Below are 17,604 nucleotides of genomic sequence, written 5' to 3' on the forward strand. Positions count from 1 at the left end.
GTTTTCCCGAATAAGGCGGAAGCGACATCTGGTAACAAATAGCGGCTTTGCCTTTCCGGCTCCCCTCTCTTTAAGGGTCCTTCAATGAACAAGATGCGCGTGCTTTGCACGGCCGTCGTGCTGGCACTCGGCACCATGAGCGCTTCGGCGCAGATCCTGATCGGCCAAACGGCCGGCATGACCGGCTCGGTCGCCGCCAGCGTCAACGAGACGATCGCCGGCGCGCAGTTGGTGATCGACGCGGCCAATGCCCAGGGCGGCATCGGCGGCGAAAAAATCGAAGTGCTGCGCATGGACGACGCCTTCGACGTCAAGCGGGCGAGCGAGAACGCCCGCGTGCTGATCGAGGACAAGAAAGTGGTGGCGCTGTTCATGAGCCGCGGCACCCCGCATTCGCAGGCCATCATTCCCTTGCTCGACAAGAACGACGTGGCGCTGATCGGCCCTTCCACCGGCGCGATGGTGCTGCACAAGCCGGTGCAGAAGCATGTGTTCAACGTGCGTTCGACCTACCAGCGCGAGGCCGAGAAGGCGGTCGCGCACCTGCTCACCATCGGCGTCAGCCGGATCGCGGTGGTGCACGTGACCGATTCCTTCGGCCAGGACGCGCTCGAAGGCGCGATGAACGGCTTCAACAAGGCCAAGGCGACGCCGGCGGCGACGGTGCCGGCTGACCGCGACAAGCCCGACTATGCGGGCATCGTGCCGAAGATCGCGGCCGCCAACGCCCAGGCCGTGCTCTGGATCGGCTCCGGCACCGCGGTGGTCGAAGGCGTCAAGGCGCTGCGCGCGGCGGGCTCGGCGGCCCAGGTGGTCACGCTGTCCAACAACGCCTCGTCGGGCTTCATCAAGCAGTTGGGCAGCGCCAGCGGCGGCGTGATCGTGACGCAGGTGTTCCCCAACGAGCGCTCGATCGGGCATCCGATGGTCAAGGAAGCGCTGGCGCTGGCGCGCGCCAAGGGGCAGAACGAACTCTCGCCGGCCGCGCTGGAAGGCTTCGCCTCGGCCAAGGTGCTGGTCGAGGCCCTGCGCCGCGCCGGGCCGAAGCCGACGCGCGCCAAGGTGCTCGCCGCGCTCGAGAGCATCCGCAGCCTCGACCTCGGCGGCGGCCTGGAGGTGAGCTATTCGCCGCAGGACCATTCGGGGATCGATTTCGCCGACCTCTCCATCATCAGCGACGGGAAGTTCAAGCGGTAAGAAGCGGTAAGAAGCCCCCGGCTTTCACTCAGCCTGGGGCCGCCCGGCGGCGTCCGCCTTTCGCCTTCTACTTCTTCGCAGCGGGGTCGGGGGCGTGCGTGACGTCCCCGCTGTGCGTCTCGCCGGACATGTCGACCTTGTCCCCCGCTTGCATGATCACGAACAGGGAGATGGCGGCGAAGATGACGAAACCGACGGCGATTTTCCACATGGGTTGAGTCTCCAGAAGATGTTCAAGAAAAAGGCCTCGTGCCGTGCCGGCACGAAGCCTTTTTGTTGAACAAAGGGCCAAGCCCTTTGCTACGACCAAGCTCGGCGCGACACGAAGTGCGCAAAGCCTGGGGAGAGCTATCCAGTCCTAGTCGTTGGCGTAGATGTCCACGTCCTTGGTTTCGCGGATGAACAGCGTGCCCACCACCAGCGTCATGCCCGCGATGATGATCGGATACCAGAGGCCGTTGTACATGTTGCCGGTGGTCGCCACGATCGCGAAGGCGGTGGTCGGCAGCAGGCCGCCGAACCAGCCGTTGCCGATGTGGTACGGCAGGCTCATCGAGGTGTAGCGAATGCGCGTCGGGAACAGTTCGACCAGCATCGCGGCGATCGGCCCATAGACCATCGTGACCAGGATCACGAGGTAGGTGAGCAGAAGCACCAGCATCAACTTGTTCATCTTTGCCGGGTCGGCCTTGGCCGGATAGCCGGCCACCTTCAGATCGTCGGCGACGCTCTTCTTGAAGGCGGCGATGGCCTTGGTCGATGCCTCGTCGAACTTTTGATTCACGACGTTGCCGGTCGGCGCTTCGACGGTCTTGTCACCGATCTTGATGACGGCCTTGGAGCCGGGCGCGCCCTCCACGTTGTCGTAGCTCACCGAGTTTTGCACCAGGTAACGCTTGGCGATGTCGCAGGAACTCTTGAAGTCGATCTCGCGCGCCACCGGGTTGCCCTGGAACGAGCAGGACTTCGGATCGGCGGTCACCGTAACGCCGGCCGTGGCTTGCGCCCTGGCCAGGTCGGGGTTGGCGTATTCGGTCAGCATCTTGAAGACCGGGAAGTAGGTCACCACGGCGAGCAGGCAGCCCGCCATGATGATGGGCTTGCGGCCGAGCTTGTCGGACAGCGTGCCGAACAGCACGAAGAAAGGCGTGCCGATCAGGAGCGATGCGGCAATCAGCAGATTGGCGGTCGTGATGTCCACCTTGAGCTGCTGCGTCAGGAAGAAGAGCGCGTAGAACTGGCCCGTGTACCAGACCACGGCCTGGCCTGCCGTCAGGCCGACCAGCGCCAGGATCACGATCTTGAGGTTCTTCCACTGGCCGAAGGATTCGGACAGCGGCGCCTTCGAGGTCTTGCCCTCGGCCTTCATCTTCTGGAAGGCCGGCGACTCGGAAAGCGAGAGCCGGATCCAGACCGAGATGGCGAGCAGCGCGATCGAGACCAGGAACGGAATGCGCCAGCCCCAGTCGCCGAAGGCTTGCTCGCCGAGCCAGGTGCGCACGCCGAGAATGACCAAGAGGCTCAGGAACAGGCCCAGCGTGGCCGTGGTCTGGATCCACGAGGTGTAGGCGCCGCGCTTGCCGTGCGGCGAGTGCTCGGCCACGTAGGTGGCGGCACCCCCGTACTCGCCGCCGAGCGCGAGGCCCTGCAGCATGCGCAGCGCGATCAGGATCACCGGCGCCGCGACGCCGATGGTCGCGTAGGTGGGCAGCAGGCCGACGATGAAGGTCGACAGGCCCATGATCAGGATGGTCACCAGGAAGGTGTACTTGCGCCCGATCATGTCGCCGAGGCGGCCGAACACGATGGCGCCGAAGGGCCGCACCAGGAAGCCTGCCGCGAAGGCAAGCAGCGCGAAGATGAAGGCCGCGCCCGCATCTAGGCCGCTGAAGAACTGCTTGGCGATGATCGCCGCGAGCGAACCATAGAGATAGAAGTCGTACCACTCGAACACGGTGCCGAGGGAGGAGGCGAAGATGACTTTCTTCTCCTCCGAGGACATGGGTCGGGCTGCAGGCATCGGCCTTCCCCGCGAATCAAGTGTGGCTGCCATTTCGTCGTCTCCTGTGGAAGGTTCGGCCCACGGCGTGGGACGTGCGGCGATTCTTGGGGCGGCGACTGACCCAGGGCTTTCGCCAAACTGAATCGATGCTGACGGTTTAAGGTGAAACCCGAAGGATACGTTTCAGCTTGTAAGAAACTCAGCGATTGCGGTGCAGCAGCGAGGGCCGCTGGTCGGCCTCGTCCCATTGCGGGCCCGCGAACCAGGCATCGCCGGCGAGATACGCGCGCAGCATCGCGAGGCCGTCGAAGCCCCAGAACCGGCGGCCGTCGACCGCATAGGCCGGCACGCCGAACACGCCGCTCGCCACGGCCTCTTCGGTGTTGATCTTGAGCTGCGCCTTGACCTCGTCGCCTGCACCGTCGCGCGCCTGCTTCAGGCGCGCCGCGAGCGCGGCCAGGCGCGCGGCATCGCCCGCTTCGCCGCCGGCCTGCCAGATGTCCCGGAAGATGGTTTCGGCCACATGGCGGTTGATGTCGCCGTTCGGCGTGGTGGCCAGCGCGAGGCGCAGATGCGGCAGCGGGTTGTACGGATGCGATGCCGGCATCTCGATCGCGATGCCGTTCGCATGGCCCAGCCACAGCACGTGGCGGTAGGTCCAGGCCCGCTTGGCCGGAATCTCGGCCGGCCCGAGCTGGCCATGGTGCTTGAGCAGCGCGCCGAGCAGCACCGGCCGGTAGGCCACGCTGTAGCTCAGGCCCTCGAGCGCCTGCGGCAGATGCTCGAACGCCAGATAGGCGTAGGGCGAGATGAAGTCGAGGTAGAAGGTGATGTGCTTCATGGGCACTCCGCTTCGTCGGGGTGGGCCGCCTTTCGTTCCTCGATGCGCAGCCAGACAGCCTCCTTGGCCGCGTCGTCCATGCGGCTCCAGCCCGCGATCTCGTCGAGCGTGCGCAGGCATCCTTCGCACAGGCCGCTCTTCGGATTCATGCGGCACACGGAGGTGCAGGGCGATGCGATGGTGCTCACACCACGTCCGCCACCGGCGCGCCGGTCAGCCCTTCGAGGTCGTCCGGGCGCAGCCGCACCACCGCGTGCGGATGACCGGCCGCGGCCCAGACGTCCTCGAAGCGGAACAGCTCGCGATCGATCAGCATGACGGGCGGCGTGGCATGCGCGAAGGGCGAGACGCCGCCGATCGAGAAGCCGGTCGTGCTCTTGACGAAATCGGCGTCGGCGCGGCCGAGCTTGCCGACCAGCGCCTCCACCTTCTTCTCGTCCACGCGCTTGTCGCCCGAGGTCACGACCAGCACCGCCGTGTCGTCGCCCTTGCGGCGGAACACGATGCTCTTGGCGATCTGTCCGAGCTCGATGCCCAGCGCATCGGCCGCCTGCTGCGCGGTGCGGCAGGCGTCGTCGAGCATCTGCGGCGCATGGGGATGGCCCCTGTCCTGCAGCAGGCGCGCGACGCGCTGGACGCCGTCGGGAAGCGAAGTCAATTCGGAACCGCACATGAATCCGTCTCCCTTTTCGTGCGGATGGCCTTCGACACCCGTGAATTCGGCTCGCGCCCCAGCGCCTGGTTGATGTAGACGCCGGCATCGATTAGCCGGTCGAGGTCGATGCCGGTCGCGATGCCCATGCCGTGCAGCATGTAGACCACGTCCTCGGTCGCGACGTTGCCGGTCGCACCCTTGGCAAAGGGGCAGCCGCCGAGCCCGCCCACCGAGGTGTCGAACTGCCAGACGCCCATCTCCAGGCTCGCAAGCGTGTTGGAAAGCGCCTGGCCGTAGGTGTCGTGGTAGTGGCCGGAAACATCGTCGATGGCGTAGTGCTTGAGCGTTGCCTCGAGCGCGCGCTGTACCTTCCGCGGCGTGCCGACGCCGATGGTGTCGGCCACGCCCACATGCTGCACGCCGATGCTCTTCATGAGCCCGGCCAGCATGTCGACGCGCGAGGGTGCGATCTCGCCTTCGTAAGGGCAGCCCACGGTGCACGACATCGCGCCGCGCACGTAGATGCCTTTCTCGCGCGCCGCCTCGACCACCGGCCGGAAGCGTTCGATGCTTTCTTCGATCGAGCAGTTGATGTTCTTCCGGCTGAAGGCCTCGCTGGCGGCGCCGAAGACGACGATCTCGTCCGGCCATTCTTCGCGCGGCGCCGCGATCGCAGCCTCGAAGCCCTTCATGTTCGGCGTCAGCACCGAGTAGCGCACGCCGGGCTGGCGACGGACGCCGTGCATCACTTCGGCGTTGTCGGCCATCTGCGGCACCCACTTGGGAGAGACGAAGCTGGTGACCTCGATTTCCTTCAAGCCCGCATCCTGCAGCCGGTGCACGAGGCTGATCTTGACCTCGGCCGCGACCGGCTGCTTTTCGTTCTGCAGCCCGTCGCGCGGGCCGACATCGACGATCTTGACTTTGGATGGAAGGTTCATGGCAGTTCTCGTGGAGCGAATCAGTATCCGCGTTTCGCGTCGACCACGCCGGCCACGCGTTCTCCGCGTTCGACCGCGCGGATCTTGCCGGCAATCTGCGCGATGGAGGCTTCGCGCACCGTGCGCGCTGAGCTGTGCGGCGTCACCGTGATCTTCAGATGGCGCCAGAAGGGATGCTCGGCAGGCAGCGGCTCGACCTCGAACACGTCGAGCGTGGCGCCGGCCAGCCGGCCGCTGTCGAGCAACGGGATCAGGTCGGCTTCCACCAGGTGCGCGCCGCGTCCGACGTTGATCAGGTAGCCGCCCGGTTCGCCGCCGTTCAGGCGCGACAGGTTCTCGCGGTTCAGGATGCCGCGCGTGGCCTGCGTCAGCGGCAGCAGGTTGACCAGCACGCGGCTCGCGCCGAGGAAGTCGTTGAACTCCGCCTCGCCGGCAAAACAGCGCAAGCCATCGATGGTCTTGGGCGAACGGCTCCAGCCGTTGATCGGGAACTCGAACTGCGCAGCAGCCTTGGCCACGCGCTCGCCGAGCACGCCGAGCCCCATCACGCCGACTGCGAAGTCCGCGCGCTCGCGCGGCTTGCGGAAACTCCAGCGGCCTTCACGCGCGTCGGCCTCGTAGACGTCGAACTCGCGGAAATGCCGGATCAGCGCATGGCAGACGTACTCGGCCATCTGCACCGACATGCCGGCATCGTCGAGCCGCACCACTTGGGCTTGCGGCGGCAGCGCGAGCTTGAGCAGCGCATCGACGCCGGCGCCGATATTGAAGATGCCGCGCAGCCTCGGCTGGTCATCGATGAAGGCTTGCGGCGGTGCCCAGACCACGGCGTGGTCGGCCTGCGGTGCGCCGGGGCGCCAGTTCTCGATCACGGCTTCGGGCAGCGCGGCGCGAAGGCCCTCGATCCAGGCGTCGGGGCGGTTGTCAGTGAGGCAGACGGTGATTCGCATTTGCCCTGAATCTTAGGCCGCCGAAGGCCCGGCCTGTTCGGGGAACATCGCGGAACCGGCTTTGCCGGGCCGCTGGTGTTGCCCCCGGCGAGGGGGACGGCGCGCGCGACACGAAGTGCGCGAAGCCTGGGGGTGAGCTCATCCCGCAATGCGCAGCAGCTCCGCGCCCTCCGTGACCTGGTCCCCGGGCATGTAGAGGAGCTCCTCCACGGTCCCGTCCGCCGGCGCCGCGATCGTGTGCTCCATCTTCATCGCCTCCATCACCGCGAGCGGCTGCCCGCGGCTGACCTTGTCCCCGGCCTTGACCGCGAAGGACACCACCTTGCCGGGCATCGGCGCGGTGAGACGGCCGCCCTCGGCATGCACATCGCCGGCGTGGGCCAGGCGGTCGATGGCGACGATCCGCGTGGCGCCGTGCGCCGCGAAGACATAGGCCGTGTCTTGGTCCTCGTAGACGTCCAGGGTATGGCGCTGGCCGTTGAACTGGACTTCGAGCTCGCCCGTGGGGAAGCGGCCGATCACCAGCGGCCCCGACACCTCGCCGACGCGCAGCAAGAGCCCGCCGTCGTGCAGGTAGCTCAGCTCGGCCGACTGGGGCTCGCCGCGGAACTCGAACGCGAAGGGCCGCATCGCGATGCCATGCGACTGCCAGCCGTCGCGGCGGCTGAAGGGGTCGGCCGACGCGCTCGCGGCCTCTTCGAGCAAGGTGTGCGCAATCGATGCCGCAGCCGCCATCGGCAGGCCCAGCGGCTCCTGGTCGAACAGCACGGCGCGCTCGCGCTCGATCAGCGCCGTGTCGAGCTTCGCGTGGGCAAAGGAGTCGGTGCGGAGGATGCCGCGCAGGAACTGCACGTTGGTCGCCACGCCGACGATGTGCGTCTGCGCCAGCGCGGCATCGAGCCGGGCGAGCGCCTCGTCGCGCGTGGCGCCGTGCACGATCAGCTTGGCGATCATCGAGTCGTAGAAAGGCGAAATCGCGCCGCCTTCGCGCACGCCGTCGTCGATGCGAACCGCGGCACTGGTGCCGCTCATGGTCGTGCGCTGGAAAGCCGTGGCGGCCGGCTTGCGGTAGACATGCAGCGTGCCGGTGGCGGGCAGGAAGTTGTTGTCCGGGTTCTCGGCGCAGATGCGCGCCTCGATCGCATGGCCGTGGATCTGCAATTGGTCTTGCGCGAGCGGCAACGCTTCGCCGGCGGCCACGCGCAACTGCCACTCGACCAGGTCGAGCCCGGTGATCGCTTCGGTCACCGGGTGTTCCACCTGCAGCCGCGTGTTCATCTCCATGAAGAAGAAATCCATGCTGCCGTCGGCGCGTTGCTCGACGATGAACTCCACCGTACCCGCGCCTACGTACTTCACGGCGCGCGCGGCGGCCACCGCCGCTTCGCCCATCTGCTTGCGCATCGTCTCGGTCATGCCTGGCGCCGGCGCTTCTTCCAGCACCTTCTGGTGGCGCCGCTGCACCGAGCAGTCGCGCTCGAACAAGTAGACGTAGTTGCCTTGGGTATCGCCGAAGACCTGGATCTCGATGTGGCGCGGACGCTGCACGTACTTCTCGATCAGCACCGCGTCGTCGCCGAAACTGTTGATGGCCTCGCGCTGGCACGAAGCCAGCGCGGGCGCGAAGTCGACTGCCTTCTCGACCACGCGCATGCCCTTGCCGCCGCCGCCGGCGCTGGCCTTGATCAGTACCGGGTAGCCGATGCGGTCGGCCTCGCGCTGCAGCAAGTCCGGGTTCTGGTCGCTGCCGTGGTAGCCGGGCACCAACGGCACGTCGGCCTTTTCCATCAGCTGCTTGGACTCGGCCTTCAGCCCCATGGCCTTGATAGCCGAAGGCGGCGGGCCGATGAAGACCAGGCCGGCATCCGCGCAGGCCTGCGCGAACTCCTCGTTCTCGCTCAGGAAACCGTAGCCGGGATGCACGGCCTGCGCGCCTGTGGCCTTGGCCGCTTCGAGGATTTTTTCCCAGCGCAGATAGCTGTCTTTCGGCGCGCTGCCGCCCAGGTGGATCGATTCGTCGCAGGCGCGCACGTGGTTGGCGTGGGCGTCGGCATCGGAGTACACGGCCACCGTGCGGATGGCCATGCGGCGCGCCGTGGCGGCAACGCGGCAGGCGATTTCACCGCGGTTGGCAATGAGGATCTTCTTAAACATGCTGCGTCTCCGCGGTGAAATCGCCTCCGCACGCTACGCGTGCCATGCGATTTGGCTTCGCCGCTGCGCCGCTTTGCGGCTGGTCTCCGCGGTTGGCAATGAGGATCTTCTTAAACATCCTGCGTCCCCGCGGTGAAATCGCCTCCGCACGCTACGCGTGCCATGCGATTTGGCTTCGCCGCTGCGCCGCTTTGCGGCTGGTCTCCGCGATTGGCAATCAAAATCTTTTTAAACATGAGGGGTGTCTTCCGGAGGATCTTTCTTGAACTGGAACGCGGATACGACGCCGGGATCCGGCTGCCCGCTGAAGATGCGCGCCACGCGGCCGAACAGCGCCCTGAGGAAGCGCCAGCTCTTTCGGATCAGCCACACGCTGAGCACGAGCACGGCGATGAACAGCACCGCGAACACCAGCGGATGCGCAACCGCCAGCCACAACCCCGCCGGCACCATCGTGTCTTCGACCAGCGACGCACCGACGTTGCTGAAGGGCTCGGGCGAGGTGTTGATCGCGGCGCGGGTGGTGGCCTTGGCCACATGCGCGGTGGCCGCGAAGCTGCCGCCCAGCAAAGCGGCCACGACCGCCATCACCGCATGGTCGGCGCCGAAGACGCCGGCGGCCAGCGCCGCGCCGGCCGGAATGCGGATGGCCGTGTGCACCATGTCCCACAGCGAATCGAGGCCCGGGATCTTGTCGGCAAAGAACTCGATGAAGACCATGAAGCCGCTGGCCGCGATGACCACCGGATGCGCAAGCAACTGCAGCCCGCCCGGCAGCTGCACCCAGCCTAGGTAGCCGGCCAGGCCGATCAGCAGCACGACCAGGTAGAGCCGCAGGCCGCTGGCCCAGCCGATGGCGGCGGACAGTGCGAGCAGTTGCGGCAGGTCTAGCGAAGTCATTTCTGCTCGCCGAGCCAGGAGGGTTTGCGCTTTTGCAGGAAGGCCTGCACGCCTTCACGGCCTTCTTCGCTGGCGCGGATATCGGCAATGCCTTGCACTGTCTTCGCGATCAAGGCGTCGTCGATCTCGCGGCCTGCAACATCGACGATCAATTGCTTGCAGGCACGCACGGCCGCCGGACTGGCGCCGGTGAATGCCTTCACCAGCTCGGCCACCTTGGCATCGAGCGCATCGGCCGCCACCACCTCGTGCACGAAGCCGATGCGGTGCGCTTCTGCCGCGGTGAAGCGTTCGGCAGTCAGGAAGTAACGCTGTGCTGCGCGCGTGCCCATGGCCCGCAGCACATAGGGGCTGATGGTCGCGGGAATCAGGCCGATCTTGACTTCGCTCAGGCAGTACCAGGCCGTGTCGACCGACACCGCGACATCGCAGGCGGCGACCAGCCCCATGCCGCCGGCATAGACATCGCCCTGCACGCGCGCGATCACCGGCTTCGGGCTTTCGTGGATGGTGCGCAGCATCGCGGCCAGTCCGCCTGCGTCTGCCAGGTTCTGCTCGTGCGTGAAGTCGGCCGCGCGGCGCATCCAGTTGAGATTGGCGCCGGCGCAGAAGGCCGGGCCGTTGGCGCCGAGCACGATGACGCGCACATCGGCCGCAGCGCCCGCCTGCGAAAAGGCATCGTCCAATTCGCGGATGACGACATCGTCGAAGGCATTGCGCAGCTCGGGCCGGTTGAGCCAGATGCGCGCGACGGCGCCTTCGATCTCGAGTTCGAGCGTGGTGAACTGGCTCATTGTTTGGCTTCCTGTTGCAGCAGATAGACCCAATCGATCTCCGGCCCCGGCTGGACCATGGCCGTCAGCGCAGCCGTCAGCTGGCCGCGGTGATGGGTCGCGTGGTTGAACACATGGCCGAGCGCCGGCGCGAAGGGGATGCGCACTTCCTCGCCGTTGTTGCGCGTGTAGACCAGCTCGCCGTCGCAGCGCTCGGGCGCGAGCGTCGCGAGCCAGGGGCTCCAGCGCGTCACCGCCGCGCCCAGCGCCTCGCACAGCGCGGCGCGCTCGGCGTGCAGCTCGGTGTCGAGCGGGATGCGCGGCGAGCGGCCTTCGGCGAAGCGCGCATACCAGATGTTGTCGGCCACCAGCAGGTGGTTGACCGTGCGATGGACCGAGCGAAAGAAAAGGCCGCAGTCGCGATGCCAGTCGGCGTCGGACAGCCCCTTCAAATGGGCATCGAGCAGCTTGTGCGTGGCCCACACGTGGTAGCGCCCCAGGCTCGCGAAGTAGTTCGGAAGGGACATGACGATCTCTGCCTCACATGCGGAAGATGCCGAACTTCGGCTCCGGAATCGGCGCATTGCGCGCCGCCGCCAGGCCCAGCGCCAGCACGCGGCGCGTGTCGGCCGGATCGATGATGCCGTCGTCCCACAGCCGCGCCGTCGCGTAGTAGGGATGGCCCTGCGCCTCGTACTGCTGGCGGATCGGCGACTTGAAGGCCTCTTCCTCCTCGGCGCTCCACTGCCCGCCCTTGGCCTCGATGCCGTCGCGCTTGACGGTGGCCAGCACGCTCGCGGCCTGCTCGCCGCCCATCACGCTGATGCGCGCGTTGGGCCACATCCAAAGGAAGCGCGGCGAGTAGGCGCGGCCGCACATGCCGTAGTTGCCGGCGCCGAAGCTGCCGCCGATGATGATGGTGAACTTGGGCACGTTGGCGGTGGCCACCGCCGTCACCATCTTCGCGCCGTGGCGCGCGATGCCTTCGTTCTCGTACTTGCGCCCGACCATGAAGCCGGTGATGTTCTGCAGGAACACCAGCGGGATCCTGCGCTGGCAGCACAACTCGATGAAGTGCGCCCCCTTCTGCGCCGACTCGCTGAAAAGAATGCCGTTGTTGGCGACGATGCCCACCGGCATGCCCTCGATCTCGGCGAAGCCGCAGACCAGCGTGGCGCCGAAGCGCGACTTGAACTCGTGGAACTCGCTGCCGTCGACGATGCGCGCGATGATCTCGCGCACGTCGAAGGGCTTGCGGGTGTCGGTGGGGATCACGCCGTAGAGCTCGTCGGCTGGAAATTCGGGCGCACGCACCTCGGCAGCCGGCGCCGCTCTGGCCGCGCGGTTGTGCGCATTGAGGTTGGCGATTGAAGAACGCGCCAGCGCTAGAGCATGCAGGTCGTTCTGCGCCAGGTGGTCGGCCACGCCGGACAGCCGCGTGTGCACGTCGCCGCCGCCCAGGTCCTCGGCCGTGACCACCTCGCCGGTGGCCGCCTTCACCAGCGGTGGCCCCCCCAGGAAGATGGTGCCCTGGTTCTTGACGATGATCGACTCGTCGCTCATCGCCGGCACGTAGGCGCCGCCGGCCGTGCACGAGCCCATGACCACGGCGATCTGCGCGATGCCCTGGGCGCTCATGTTGGCCTGGTTGTAGAAGATGCGCCCGAAGTGATCGCGGTCCGGAAACACCTCGTCCTGGTTCGGCAGGTTGGCGCCGCCCGAATCGACCAGGTAGATGCAGGGCAGGCGGTTCTGCTCGGCGATCTCCTGCGCGCGCAGGTGCTTCTTGACCGTGACGGGATAGTAGGTGCCGCCCTTCACCGTCGCGTCGTTGCACACGATCATGCAATCGACGCCGCTCACGCGCCCGATGCCGGCGATCAGGCCGGCGCCGGGCGCTGCGCCGTGGTACATCGCGTGGGCCGCGAGCGGCGCGACTTCGAGGAAGGGCGTGCCGGGGTCGAGCAGCTGCGCGACGCGGTCGCGCGGCAGCAGCTTGCCGCGTGCCGTGTGCTTGGCACGTGCCGCCTCGCCGCCGCCGGCCTGGACCTTGGCGAACTGGGCATGCAGGTCGTCGACCAGTGCGCGCATCGCGGTGGCGTTGGCCTGGAAATCGGCCGAACGCGCATTGAGTTTGGTTTCGAGTTTGCTCATGCAGTTTTTTCTTCGTCCAGGCCCAGCTGGTGTTTCATCGCGTCGCGAATCTTGAACTTCTGGATCTTGCCTGTCACCGTCATCGGAAACTCGGTGACGAACTGGATGTACTTCGGCACCTTGTAGTGCGCGATCTGGCCCTTGCAGAAGTCGCGCACCTCGTCGGCCGTCAGGGTCTGCCCCGGCTTCGCGATGATCCAGGCGCAGAGCTCCTCGCCATATTTCTTGTCGGGCAGGCCGACCACCTGCACGTCCTGGATCTTCGGATGGCGGTAGAGGAATTCCTCGATCTCGCGCGGGTAGATGTTCTCGCCGCCGCGGATCACCAGGTCCTTGATCCGGCCGACGATGTTGACGTAGCCCTCGGCGTCCATGGTGGCGAGGTCGCCGGTGTGCATCCAGCCTTCGGCATCGATGGCTTCGCGCGTCTTCTCCTCGTCTTCCCAGTAGCCGTGCATGACCGAATAGCCGCGCGTGCAGAACTCGCCCGACACGCCGGGCTTCACGATCTCTCCCGTTTCGGGGTCGACGATCTTGATCTCGATGTGCGGCTGCACCGTGCCGACGGTCGACACGCGCTTCTCGAGCGGCGTGTCGGTCGAACTCTGGCAGCTCACCGGACTGGTCTCGGTCATCCCGTAGGCGATGGTGATCTCGGAGAGATGCATCTGGTCGACCACCCGCTTCATCACCTCCGTCGGGCACGGCGAGCCGGCCATGATGCCGGTGCGCAGCGTGCTGAAGTCGAACTCCTTGAAGCGCGGGTGGTCGAGCTCGGCAATGAACATCGTCGGCACGCCGTGCAGGCCGGTGCAGCGCTCGGCCTGCACCGTCTGCATCACGGTGAGCGGGTCGAAGCCGTCGTTCGGATAGACGATGGTCGAGCCGTGCGTCAGGCAGGCCAGGTTGCCGAGCACCATGCCGAAGCAGTGGTAGAGCGGCACCGGGATGCAGAGCCGGTCTTCCGGCGCGAGTTTCATGCACTCGCCGATGAAGAAGCCGTTGTTGAGGATGTTGCGATGCGTCAGCGTCGCGCCCTTGGGAAAGCCGGTGGTGCCGCTGGTGAACTGGATGTTGATCGGGTCTGTGGCCTTGAGCGTGCGGCCGATCTGTACGATGCGCGGATCGTCGGGATTGCCGCTCGCCAGCAGCGCGGAGAAGCGTTGCGCACCCGGCACCTCGTCGCCGGCGCCCTCCTTGTCGATCCAAGCGATGTGCTTGAGCAGTGGGAGGCGCGCCGGCCCCAGCTCGCGCAGCATGCCGAGGTAGTCGCTGGTCTTGAACTGCGGCATCGTGACCAGCGCCTTGCACCCCACCTTGTTGAGCGCGTATTCGAGCTCGGCGGTCCGGTAGGCCGGATTGATGTTGACCAGGATGATGCCGGCCTTGGCGGTGGCGATCTGCATCAGCACCCAGGCCACGTTGTTGTGCGACCAGATGCCGACGCGGTCGCCGGGCGCGAGGCCCAGGCCGAGCAGCGCGCTGGCCAGGCGGTTGGCTTCGCGCTGCAGCTCGAGGTAACTGAGCCGCTTGTGCTCGTGCGCGCTGACCAGCGCTTCGCGCTCGCCCTGCCGCGCCGCCATGTCGTCGAAGAAGCCGCCGAGGGTCTGCTCGATCAGCGGCACGTCGGTGGCGCCGCGGTCGAGACTCTGGGTCAATGGCATGTCGTCTCCTGTCTTGCGCCTAAGCTGTTTCCGCAAACAGCTCGCGCCCGATCAGCATGCGCCGGATCTCGCTGGTGCCGGCGCCAATCTCGTAGAGCTTGGCATCGCGCCACAGCCGCCCGACCGGGAACTCGTTGGTGTAGCCTACGCCGCCCAGCGCCTGGATCGCCTCGCCGGCCATCCAGGTGGCCTTCTCGGCCGAATAGAGGATCGCGCCCGCGGCATCCTTGCGGAAGGTGCGCGCATGGTCGTTGCGGTCGCAGGCCTTGCCCACGGCGTAGACGTAGGCGCGCGTGGCCTGCCAGGTCGAGTACATGTCGGCCAGCTTGCCCTGCATGAGCTGGAACTCGCCGATGCTCTGGCCGAACTGCTTGCGCTCGTGCACGAAGGGCAGCACCGCGTCCATGCAGGCGGCCATGATGCCGAGCGGGCCGCCGGAGAGCACCGCGCGTTCGTAGTCCAGGCCGCTCATCAGCACCTTGGCGCCGGCGCCCTCGCCGCCCAGCACGTTCTCTTCGGGCACTTCGCAGTTGTCGAAGAAGAGCGGGTAGGTGTTGGACCCGCGCATGCCGAGCTTGTCGAGCTTGGTGCCGGCCGAGAAGCCCTTGAAACTTTTCTCGACGATGAAGGCCGTCATGCCGCGCGCGCCCATCTCGGGCTCGGTCTTGGCATAGATCACCAGCGTGTCGGCGTCGCCGCCGTTGGTGATCCACATCTTGCCGCCGTTGAGCACGTAGCGGTCGCCCTTCTTCTCGGCGCGCAGCTTCATGCTGACCACGTCGGAGCCGGCGTTGGGCTCGCTCATCGCAAGCGCACCCACGTGCTCGCCGCTCACCAGCTTGGGCAGGTACTTCTTCTTCTGCGCCTCGCTGCCGTTGCGGTGGATCTGGTTGACGCAGAGGTTGGAATGCGCGCCGTACGAGAGGCCGACCGAGGCTGAGGCCCGCGACACCTCTTCCATCGCCACGATGTGGGCCAGGTAGCCGAGCTCGGTGCCGCCGTACTCTTCTTTCACCGTCATGCCGTGCAGGCCGAGCTCGCCGAGCTTCTTCCAGAGGTCGTGGGGGAACAGGTTCTCGCGGTCGATGTCGGCGGCGCGCGGCGCGATCTCGTTGGCGGCGAAGTTCTGGATCGCATCGCGCAGCGAGTCGATGGTCTCGCCCAGGTCGAAGTTCAGGCCGGGGTCATGCATGGGGTTGTCTCCTCACAAGCGGTTCGTTCGCGCCGGAAATCCCGCGCGGGAAGGCGCAGCTTACGCCCTGTGCCGTTGCAATTGGCGCCACAATGGTTGCATATTGCGTCACCGAGATCGCCCTCCTTCATGTCCTCCTCGCTCTTCAAACCGGCCGTCCGCGCCGCCACGCCGATGGCCTTCGTGCGAGCGATCGTTCTGGGCTACGAGCGCTACGGCATGGACCCGGCCAAGGCCCTGGCACAGGCACAGATTGCGCCGCGCGATCTGAAGAACGCGCAGGGCCGCGTGACGGCGGCGCAGTTCGAGGTGCTGTCGGGCTTTGCGATGCAGGAGCTCGACGACGAGGCGCTCGGCTGGTTCAGCCGGCGCCTGCCCTGGGGCACCTACGGCATGCTGTGCCGCGCCTCGCTGAGCTCGCCGAACCTGGGCGTCGCGATCAAGCGCTGGTGCCGGCACCACCGGCTCCTGACCGGGGACATCGCGCTCGAGCTGAAGGTGGCGGGCGGTGCGGCGACGGTGTCGATCCGCGAGCACGCCGAGCTCGGCGCCCTGCGCGAGTTCTGCCTGGTGTCGAACCTGCGCTTCCTGCACGGCTATGCCTCCTGGGTCATCGATTCGCGGGTCTCGCTGCGCGAGGCCACCTTCCCCTTCGAGGCGCCGCCGCACCGCGATGCCTATCCGCTGATGTTCGGCGGCGCACTGCGCTTCGGCGCCGAGGCGGCCAGCTACAGCTTCGACGAACGCTACCTGGCCCTGCCGCTGCAGCGCGACGAGCAGGCGCTGCGCACCATGCTGCGGCGCGCGCTGCCGCTCACCGTGCTGCAGTACCGCCGCGACCGCCTGCTGGGCCAGCGCGTGCGCGAGCTGCTGCGCACGCGCGGCAGGGAAGCCGCCACGGCAGAGGCGCTGGCCGCGATCCTGAACCTCTCGGCCCGCACGCTGCACCGCCAGCTGCTGGAGGAAGGCGTTTCGCTGCAGGCGCTGAAGGACGAAGTGCGGCATGAGCAGGCGGCCGAGCAGTTGCGCCGCACCGAACGGCCGATCAAGCAGATCGCGCTGGCAGTGGGATTTCGCAACGAGAAAAGCTTCTCCCGTGCCTTCCGGGCCTGGTCAGGTGTAACACCCGGCGCATTCCGTCGCGGCGGCGCATCGGAGGCCGGCCGCAGGCTTGCGCCCCGAGGATGATCCGTGACAAAGTTCGCCGCTTCGCTCGCCGCCTGCCCGCGTTGCATGCCGCTGGCGAGTCCTCCCGCCCTAGGATCGAGGCATGCAAACTCCCGACACCGATACTTCCGAATACGCGGCCCTGGTCGAATTCGCCGCCACCTCCGGCCGCTCGCGCATCCATCCCGCAGTCGTCGAAAACGCCGACAAGCTGATCGGCCGCTTCTGGTCGGCACGCGCCCACGCGATGACGCAGGCCCTCGCCGCGATGGCCAAGGCGGCCACGCAGCGCACGAACTGAAGTCCCTTCCTCCCGCTCAGCGATCCATCGCGGCCAGCAGCGCCGGGAGCTGCGCCATGTCGCCGAACACCCGCGTCACGCCGACGGCCCGCAGCGCCTCCGGCCCGCTGTGGCCGAGGTCGGAAGGGCTGTAGCCGAACACGGTGGCGCCCGCGGCGACGCCGGCCGCGGCGCCGGTCACCGTGTCCTCGACCACCGCACAGCGCGCCGGATCGACGCCCAGCGCGGCGGCCGCCGCCAGGTAGACGTCGGGCGCCGGCTTGGAGCGCGGCATCTCGTGGCCGCTGAAGATGCGGCCGGCGAAGCAGTCGAGAATGCCGACCTTGTCGAGCTGCAGCTCCACCTTGTAGCGGTCGGCGCCCGACGCGCAGGCGATGCGACCGTCGAGTGCCGCATGCAGCGCGCGCACCGCGCCGGCGGCGTTGGGGATCGCGACCAGCTCGCGTTCGAGCGCGGCGTTGCGGCGGCCGCGAAAGCCGTCCAGCCATTCGGGCGTGATGGCGAAGCCGGTCATGGACTCGATCAACGCGACCTCGTCCTTCACCGCCTTGCCGGTGAAGATGCGCATCGACTCCTCCACCGTGAGCTGCCAGCCGAGTTCGCCGAGCATCTCGGCGAGCACGCGGTTGGTGATGGGTTCGGAGTCGACGAGGACGCCGTCGCAGTCGAAGAGGACGGCGTCGAAGGGGATGGAATTCATGGGTTCGATCGTA

At 67.1% G+C, this 17,604-nt stretch carries 18 protein-coding genes; 3 read left to right on the forward strand and 15 right to left on the reverse strand.

What is annotated here, in order from left to right:
* Positions 1-84 precede the first annotated feature (84 nt).
* Positions 85-1,197: an ABC transporter substrate-binding protein gene (locus EJI01_RS18850; protein ID WP_126838659.1), complete on the forward strand. Its 1,113-nt coding sequence runs from the start codon at positions 85-87 to the stop codon at positions 1,195-1,197.
* A 67-nt stretch (positions 1,198-1,264) separates the two neighbouring features.
* Here the strand turns inward: EJI01_RS18850 and EJI01_RS28815 are convergent, their stop codons facing one another.
* The 14 genes from EJI01_RS28815 to EJI01_RS18915 all read right to left on the reverse strand — a co-directional run bounded on the left by EJI01_RS28815 (position 1,265) and on the right by EJI01_RS18915 (position 15,423).
* Positions 1,265-1,408 (reverse strand): hypothetical protein, encoded by a 144-nt coding sequence (locus EJI01_RS28815; RefSeq protein ID WP_185878970.1) that lies wholly within the window; start codon positions 1,406-1,408, stop codon positions 1,265-1,267.
* A gap of 147 nt (positions 1,409-1,555) precedes the next feature.
* A complete protein-coding gene (locus EJI01_RS18855; RefSeq protein WP_126838660.1) occupies positions 1,556-3,250 on the reverse strand; it encodes an MFS transporter in 1,695 nt (564 codons plus the stop codon).
* 148 nt (positions 3,251-3,398) lie between these two features.
* Positions 3,399-4,040, reverse strand: coding sequence for a 2-hydroxychromene-2-carboxylate isomerase (locus tag EJI01_RS18860; protein WP_126838661.1), 642 nt, complete (start codon positions 4,038-4,040; stop codon positions 3,399-3,401).
* Positions 4,037-4,228 carry a DUF1289 domain-containing protein gene (locus EJI01_RS18865; protein WP_260602520.1) on the reverse strand — a complete coding sequence of 64 codons (192 nt, stop codon included), beginning with the start codon at positions 4,226-4,228 and terminating at the stop codon, positions 4,037-4,039. The genes EJI01_RS18860 and EJI01_RS18865 overlap by 4 nt, the downstream gene beginning before the upstream one ends.
* Positions 4,225-4,713 carry a YbaK/EbsC family protein gene (locus tag EJI01_RS18870; protein WP_126838662.1) on the reverse strand — a complete coding sequence of 163 codons (489 nt, stop codon included), beginning with the start codon at positions 4,711-4,713 and terminating at the stop codon, positions 4,225-4,227. Before EJI01_RS18870 ends, EJI01_RS18865 begins: the two co-directional genes overlap by 4 nt.
* Positions 4,695-5,636, reverse strand: a complete 942-nt coding sequence (locus EJI01_RS18875; protein WP_126838663.1) for a hydroxymethylglutaryl-CoA lyase — start codon at positions 5,634-5,636, stop codon at positions 4,695-4,697. Before EJI01_RS18875 ends, EJI01_RS18870 begins: the two co-directional genes overlap by 19 nt.
* 20 nt (positions 5,637-5,656) lie before the next feature.
* On the reverse strand, positions 5,657-6,586 hold the full coding sequence (locus EJI01_RS18880) for a 2-hydroxyacid dehydrogenase (RefSeq protein ID WP_126838664.1): 930 nt from the start codon (positions 6,584-6,586) through the stop codon (positions 5,657-5,659).
* A gap of 138 nt (positions 6,587-6,724) precedes the next feature.
* Positions 6,725-8,740: an acetyl/propionyl/methylcrotonyl-CoA carboxylase subunit alpha gene (locus tag EJI01_RS18885; protein WP_126838665.1), complete on the reverse strand. Its 2,016-nt coding sequence runs from the start codon at positions 8,738-8,740 to the stop codon at positions 6,725-6,727.
* Between the two features lie 228 nt (positions 8,741-8,968).
* Positions 8,969-9,640 (reverse strand): DUF4126 domain-containing protein, encoded by a 672-nt coding sequence (locus tag EJI01_RS18890; protein WP_126838666.1) that lies wholly within the window; start codon positions 9,638-9,640, stop codon positions 8,969-8,971.
* On the reverse strand, positions 9,637-10,434 hold the full coding sequence (locus EJI01_RS18895; protein ID WP_126838667.1) for an enoyl-CoA hydratase/isomerase family protein: 798 nt from the start codon (positions 10,432-10,434) through the stop codon (positions 9,637-9,639). The genes EJI01_RS18890 and EJI01_RS18895 overlap by 4 nt, the downstream gene beginning before the upstream one ends.
* Positions 10,431-10,940, reverse strand: coding sequence for a DinB family protein (locus EJI01_RS18900; protein ID WP_126838668.1), 510 nt, complete (start codon positions 10,938-10,940; stop codon positions 10,431-10,433). The genes EJI01_RS18895 and EJI01_RS18900 overlap by 4 nt, the downstream gene beginning before the upstream one ends.
* A 13-nt stretch (positions 10,941-10,953) precedes the next feature.
* Positions 10,954-12,567, reverse strand: coding sequence for a carboxyl transferase domain-containing protein (locus EJI01_RS18905; protein ID WP_126838669.1), 1,614 nt, complete (start codon positions 12,565-12,567; stop codon positions 10,954-10,956).
* Positions 12,564-14,231, reverse strand: a complete 1,668-nt coding sequence (locus EJI01_RS18910; RefSeq protein ID WP_126838670.1) for an AMP-binding protein — start codon at positions 14,229-14,231, stop codon at positions 12,564-12,566. Before EJI01_RS18910 ends, EJI01_RS18905 begins: the two co-directional genes overlap by 4 nt.
* A gap of 19 nt (positions 14,232-14,250) precedes the next feature.
* Complete coding sequence (locus tag EJI01_RS18915; protein WP_126838671.1) at positions 14,251-15,423, reverse strand: isovaleryl-CoA dehydrogenase; 1,173 nt, start codon at positions 15,421-15,423, stop codon at positions 14,251-14,253.
* Positions 15,424-15,552: 129 nt separating this feature from the next.
* On the opposite strand from EJI01_RS18915, the gene EJI01_RS18920 reads away from it, so the two are divergent.
* Entirely contained in the window at positions 15,553-16,611 is a 1,059-nt protein-coding gene (locus EJI01_RS18920; RefSeq protein WP_126838672.1) for an AraC family transcriptional regulator, read from the forward strand.
* An 82-nt stretch (positions 16,612-16,693) separates the two neighbouring features.
* A complete protein-coding gene (locus tag EJI01_RS18925) occupies positions 16,694-16,891 on the forward strand; it encodes a hypothetical protein (protein ID WP_126838673.1) in 198 nt (65 codons plus the stop codon).
* Positions 16,892-16,907: 16 nt separating this feature from the next.
* On the opposite strand, the gene EJI01_RS18930 is transcribed toward EJI01_RS18925, so the two are convergent.
* Positions 16,908-17,591 carry an HAD family hydrolase gene (locus tag EJI01_RS18930; RefSeq protein ID WP_126838674.1) on the reverse strand — a complete coding sequence of 228 codons (684 nt, stop codon included), beginning with the start codon at positions 17,589-17,591 and terminating at the stop codon, positions 16,908-16,910.
* Positions 17,592-17,604: the final 13 nt, after the last annotated feature.

This window comes from Variovorax sp. MHTC-1 (genome assembly GCF_003984645.1).
Taxonomy (GTDB): Bacteria; Pseudomonadota; Gammaproteobacteria; order Burkholderiales; family Burkholderiaceae_C; genus Variovorax.